Origin of the sequence: Actinoallomurus sp. NPDC050550 (assembly GCF_040655075.1) — a bacterium.
Lineage (GTDB): Bacteria > Actinomycetota > Actinomycetes > Streptosporangiales > Streptosporangiaceae > Actinoallomurus.
The window spans coordinates 1-1,069 of the sequence record NZ_JBFAJC010000157.1 but is presented as its reverse complement, the minus strand read 5'-3'; the positions used below and the strand labels follow the sequence as shown (position 1 = coordinate 1,069).

Annotated in this window: 1 protein-coding gene; it reads left to right on the top strand. The window is 67.0% G+C overall.

Annotated elements, in window-relative coordinates; translation table 11 throughout:
- Positions 1-41 precede the first annotated feature (41 nt).
- A partial coding sequence (locus AB0I04_RS55180) for an RNA-guided endonuclease TnpB family protein (RefSeq protein WP_360905097.1) occupies positions 42-1,069 on the top strand: 1,028 nt, incomplete at its 3' end.

Sequence of the window (1,069 nt, the reverse complement as noted above, 5' to 3'; positions counted from 1 at the left end):
CGCCTTTTACAACACTTTGCGTGTTCGGTAAGTTGCGCTACGTGAGGACGGCATATAAGTGCCGGGCATACCCCGACCCCGAGCAAGCGGCCATGCTGAGCCGCACGTTCGGGTGCGTGCGCGTGGTGTGGAACAAGACCCTCGGCGAGCGGCACCGCCGGTTTCACGCCGAGGGAAAGCGCACCAGCTACCGGGAGACCGACGCCACCCTCACCGAGTGGAAGAAGACCCAGGAGCTGGCGTTCTTGAACGAGGTCTCCTCCGTCCCGTTGCAGCAAACACTGCGCCACCAGCATGCCGCCTTCGCCAACTTCTTCGCCGGACGAGCCAAGTACCCCCGGTTCAAGTCCCGAGCCGGACGCCAGTCCGCGCACTACACCCGCAGTGCGTTCCGCATGCGCGACGGCGCGCTGACACTGGCGAAGACGAGCAGTCCGCTTCGGTTCGTGTGGTCCTTCGATGAGGAGGACCCGGCCGCGCTGTACCCCACCATGGTGATCGTCTCGCGGGAGCCGGACGGCCGCTGGTACGTGACCTTCGCCATCGACAGCGACACCGATCCCGACCCCCTGCAGGACGCCGGGCACGCCATCGGCATCGACCTCGGGGTGACCGAATTCGCCGTGACCTCGGACGGGCAGCGGATCGCCAACCCGCGCCACCTGGAACGCAAGGCCCGCAATCTTGCCCGGTACCAGCGCCGGATGGCCCGCTGCCGGAAGGGCTCGAAGAACCAGGCCAAGGCCAAGGCCAAGGTCGCCCGCGCTCACCGCAAGGTCCGCCATGCGCGGCAGGACTTCCTGCACCGCACCACGACCAACCTGGTCCGCCGGGCCGACACCATCGTGGTCGAAGACCTCAACGTCTCCGGCATGGTCAAGAACCGGCGCCTGTCCCGCGTGATCTCCGACTGCGGCTGGGGAGAGTTCCGCCGCCAACTGGAGTACAAGTGCCAGCGCGCCGGGCGGAGCCTGGTGGTGATCGACCGCTGGTACCCCAGCTCCAAGACGTGCAGCGCGTGTGGGCACCTTCTTGCCAAGCTGTCGCTGAGTACCCGGCACTGGACGTG